This is a genomic window from Marinitenerispora sediminis, assembly GCF_003336425.1.
Taxonomy (GTDB): Bacteria; Actinomycetota; Actinomycetes; order Streptosporangiales; family Streptosporangiaceae; genus Marinitenerispora; species Marinitenerispora sediminis.
In genome coordinates this window covers 1-5,220 of the sequence record NZ_QEIO01000235.1, presented here as the reverse complement: position 1 = coordinate 5,220, position 5,220 = coordinate 1, and the positions used below count along the sequence as shown (strand labels likewise).

Below are 5,220 nucleotides of genomic sequence, written 5' to 3'. Positions count from 1 at the left end.
AAAAAACAATGTGCGCGAACACCCAGCATCCGTGATGGACAAGCCCTCGATCGATTAGTACCGGTCAGCTCCACACCTCACAGTGCTTCCACACCCAGCCTATCAACCCAGTCATCCACTGGAGACCTTACCCACTCAAGGTGGAAGGAGACCTCATCTCGAAGCAAGCTTCCCGCTTAGATGCTTTCAGCGGTTATCTCTCCCGAACGTAGCCAACCAGCCATGCCCCTGGCGGAACAACTGGCACACCAGAGGTTCGTCCATCCCGGTCCTCTCGTACTAGGGACAGCCCTTCTCAAGTCTCCAACGCGCGCAGCGGATAGGGACCGAACTGTCTCACGACGTTCTAAACCCAGCTCGCGTGCCGCTTTAATGGGCGAACAGCCCAACCCTTGGGACCAACTCCAGCCCCAGGATGCGACGAGCCGACATCGAGGTGCCAAACCATCCCGTCGATATGGACTCTTGGGGAAGATCAGCCTGTTATCCCCGGGGTACCTTTTAGCCGTTGAGCGACACCGCTTCCACACGCCGGTGCCGGATCACTAGTCCCTGCTTTCGCACCTGCTCGACACGTCCGTCTCACAGTCAAGCTCCCTTGTGCACTTACACTCAACACCTGATTACCAACCAGGCTGAGGGAACCTTTGGGCGCCTCCGTTACCCTTTAGGAGGCAACCGCCCCAGTTAAACTACCCACCAGACACTGTCCCCGAACCGGATCACGGTCCCAGGTTAGATGCCCGAAACAGCCAGAGTGGTATTTCACCAGCGCCTCCACCCGAACTAGCGTCCAAGCTTCACAGGCTCCCACCTATCCTACACAAACCATCCCAAACACCAATGTCAAGCTATAGTGAAGGTCCCGGGGTCTTTCCGTCCTGCTGCGCGAAACGAGCATCTTTACTCGTAGTGCAATTTCACCGGGCCCATGGTTGAGACAGCGGGGAAGTCGTTACGCCATTCGTGCAGGTCGGAACTTACCCGACAAGGAATTTCGCTACCTTAGGATGGTTATAGTTACCACCGCCGTTTACCGGCGCTTAGATTCCCAGCCTCGCCGCCAAAAACAGCTAACCAGTCCTCTTAACGTTCCGGCACCGGGCAGGCGTCAGTCCGTATACAGCGTCTTACGACTTCGCACGGACCTGTGTTTTTAGTAAACAGTCGCTTCCCCCCGGTATCTGCGACCCCACCCAGCTCAAGACGCAAAGTCCATCACCAGACAGGGCTCCCCTTCTCCCAAAGTTACGGGGACAATTTGCCGAGTTCCTTAACCATGGTTCACCCGAACGCCTCGGTATACTCTACCTGACCACCTGCGTCGGTTTAGGGTACGGGCCGCCCACGCACTCGCTAGAGGCTTTTCTCGACAGCACGGGATCACTCACTTCGCCAAAAACGGCTCGACATCACGCCTCAGCCTCAACAGCGCACGGATTTACCTACACGCCAGCCTACACGCTTATCCCGGGACAACCACCGCCCGGTAGAGCTACCCCACTGCGTCACCCCATCACTTACCTACTACCAAATCGGACCCCACGCCTCAAACCCAACCAACCCGAAGGAAGGAAGAATCATCGGTAGTGGTTAGCATCAAAGGGTTCAGTATGGACGCGCATGAACGGGTACGGGAATATCAACCCGTTATCCATCGACTACGCCTGTCGGCCTCGCCTTAGGCCCCGACTCACCCTGGGCGGATTAACCTGCCCCAGGAACCCTTAGTCAATCGGCGCCAACGTTTCCCACGTTGGTATCGCTACTCATGCCTGCATTCTCACTCGCACACCCTCCACCACAAGGTCACCCCGCAGCTTCACCGGATGCACGACGCTCCCCTACCAACCCACCAAACGGTGAGCCCCACAGCTTCGGCGGTGTACTTAAGCCCCGCTACATTATCGGCGCAGAATCACTTGACCAGTGAGCTATTACGCACTCTTTAAAGGATGGCTGCTTCTAAGCCAACCTCCTGGTTGTCTCAGCAACTCCACAACCTTTCCCACTTAGCACACGCTTAGGGGCCTTAGCTGATGATCTGGGCTGTTTCCCTCTCGACTACGAAGCTTATCCCCCGCAGTCTCACTGCCGCGCTCAACTATACTGGCATTCGGAGTTTAGCTGATCTCAGTAACCTTGTCGGGCCCATCAACCAACCAGTCGCTCTACCTCCAGCAAGCAACACACGACGCTGCACCTAAATGCATTTCGGGGAGAACCAGCTATCACGGAGTTTGATTGGCCTTTCACCCCTACCCACACCTCATCCCCCAGGTTTTCAACCCTGGTGGGTTCGGGCCTCCACACGGTCTTACCCGCGCTTCACCCTGGACATGGGTAGATCACTCCGCTTCGGGTCCACAGCATGCGACTCAAACGCCCTATTCAGACTCGCTTTCGCTACGGCTACCCCACCCGGGTTAACCTCGCCACACACCATGACTCGCAGGCTCATTCTTCAAAAGGCACGCCATCACCCCAAAAGGCTCTGACGGCTTGACAGCACACGGTTTCAGGTACTATTTCACGACCCCTCACCGGGGCACTTTTCACCTTTCCCTCACGGTACTAGTGCACTATCGGTCACCAGGACGTATTTAGGCTTAGCAGGTGGTCCTGCCAGATTCACACGGAATTCCTCGAGCTCCGCGCTACTCGGGACTACATCAACAGCCAGAACAAGCCTTCACCTACGGGACTCTCACCCACTACGGCGCCGCTTCCCAACGACTTCAGCTAGCATGCTCCGTCACCGCGCCCAGCCGGCAGACTAGACAAGACGCATCCCACAACCCCGCACACGCAACCCCTGCCGGGTATCACACGCGCACGGTTTAGCCACATCCCCTTTCGCTCACCACTACTCAGGGAATCACTATTGTTTTCTCTTCCTGCGGGTACTGAGATGTTTCACTTCCCCGCGTCACCACCAACCACCCTATACATTCAGGCAGCGGCAACCCGACACAACTCGGGCTAGGTTTCCCCATTCGGACACCCACGGATCAAAGCTCGGTTGACAACTCCCCGTGGACTATCGCGGCCTCCCACGTCCTTCATCGGCGCCTGGTGCCAAGGCATCCACCGTATGCCACAATCACTTGGCCACCACAGATACAAGATGCTCGCGCACACTATCCACGAATCAAAACACCAGCCACAAACCCAGCCACAACAACCAGAACCCAAGGAGAAACAACCCCCAAGACCCCAGTGTCTTCACCAGAGTGGCACCCAGGAAACAACCAACAGGTTGCCCCCTCAGACACCCAACAGCGCGCCCCCAGCCTCTTCGAGAAAACCAAGGGAAACGTTCGCTCACCCAAGCGCCAATCCCAACCCCACCCACCACAACGGCAGGCAAGACCAGGTCCACTTACGAGTCCGCCAGCAGAATTAGGTTAAACACTGGCTGTGAAAGACTCCTTAGAAAGGAGGTGATCCAGCCGCACCTTCCGGTACGGCTACCTTGTTACGACTTCGTCCCAATCGCCAGCCCCACCTTCACTCGCTCCCCCCTCAAAAAGGTTAGGCCACAAGTTTCGGGTGTTGCCGACTTTCGTGACGTGACGGGCGGTGTGTACAAGGCCCGGGAACGTATTCACCGCGGCGTTGCTGATCCGCGATTACTAGCGACTCCACCTTCATGGGGTCGAGTTGCAGACCCCAATCCGAACTGAGACCGGCTTTTAGGGATTCGCTCCACCTCACGGCATCGCAAGCCCACTGTACCGGCCATTGTAGCATGTTTGCAGCCCAAGACATAAGGGGCATGATGACTTGACGTCATCCCCACCTTCCTCCGAGTTGACCCCGGCAGTCTCCCATGAGTCCCCACCATAACGTGCTGGCAACATGGAACAAGGGTTGCGCTCGTTGCGGGACTTAACCCAACATCTCACGACACGAGCTGACGACAGCCATGCACCACCTGTCACCGATCCCCGAAGGACCCACTGTCTCCAGCGGTTTACCGGCGATGTCAAACCTTGGTAAGGTTCTTCGCGTTGCGTCGAATTAAGCAACATGCTCCGCCGCTTGTGCGGGCCCCCGTCAATTCCTTTGAGTTTTAGCCTTGCGGCCGTACTCCCCAGGCGGGGCGCTTAATGCGTTAGCTACGGCACGGAACCCGTGGAAAGGCCCCACACCTAGCGCCCAACGTTTACAGCGTGGACTACCAGGGTATCTAATCCTGTTCGCTCCCCACGCTTTCGCTCCTCAGCGTCAGGTAAGGCCCAGAGACCCGCCTTCGCCACCGGTGTTCCTCCTGATATCTGCGCATTTCACCGCTACACCAGGAATTCCAGTCTCCCCTACCTACCTCAAGCCTGCCCGTATCCACTGCACACCCGGAGTTAAGCCCCGGACTTTCACAGCAGACGCGACAGGCCGCCTACGAGCTCTTTACGCCCAATAATTCCGGACAACGCTCGGACCCTACGTATTACCGCGGCTGCTGGCACGTAGTTAGCCGGTCCTTATTCCCCACCTACCGTCAACACCCGGAAAACCGGATGCCTGCGTGAGTGGTAAAAGAGGTTTACAACCCGAAGGCCGTCATCCCCCACGCGGCGTCGCTGCGTCAGGCTTCCGCCCATTGCGCAATATTCCCCACTGCTGCCTCCCGCAGGAGTCTGGGCCGTGTCTCAGTCCCAGTGTGGCCGGTCGCCCTCTCAGGCCGGCTACCCGTCATCGCCTTGGTAGGCCATCACCCCACCAACAAGCTGATAGGCCGCGAGTCCATCCCCAACCGAAACAACTTTCCACACCCCGCCATGCGGCAGGATGTCATATCCGGTATTAGACCGGGTTTCCCCGGCTTATCCCAGAGTCAGGGGCAGGTTACTCACGTGTTACTCACCCGTTCGCCGCTCGTGTACCCCGAAGGGCCTTACCGCTCGACTTGCATGTGTTAAGCACGCCGCCAGCGTTCGTCCTGAGCCAGGATCAAACTCTCCATCAAAGGTCAAACAACCAGCACCATCCGAAGACAGTGCGGTAAACCTCGAAGAGAAACCCTGACAACCAACCCCGAAGGGCCAGTCAATCAAAGGAACCCCGACACCATCACCAACGTGACAGTGCCACGGGGCCAAAACAAACTTTGGCACAAAGATAAACAAACACGCGCTGTTGAGTTCTCAAGAAGCAACCGCTAACCCGTATACAAGCCGACCAGATCCAACCGGTCCCGCTCTTCTATCGAGGCGGCGT

The 5,220-nt window shown here is 57.3% G+C and carries 2 rRNA genes; both read right to left on the bottom strand.

The features are described from left to right. Nucleotides 1-33 precede the first annotated feature (33 nt). A 23S ribosomal RNA gene (locus DEF28_RS25430) occupies nt 34-3,114 on the bottom strand. Nucleotides 3,115-3,436: 322 nt separating this feature from the next. Continuing rightward, nucleotides 3,437-4,969, bottom strand: a 16S ribosomal RNA gene (locus DEF28_RS25425). Together the 16S and 23S rRNA genes form the textbook arrangement of a ribosomal RNA operon. Nucleotides 4,970-5,220: the final 251 nt, after the last annotated feature.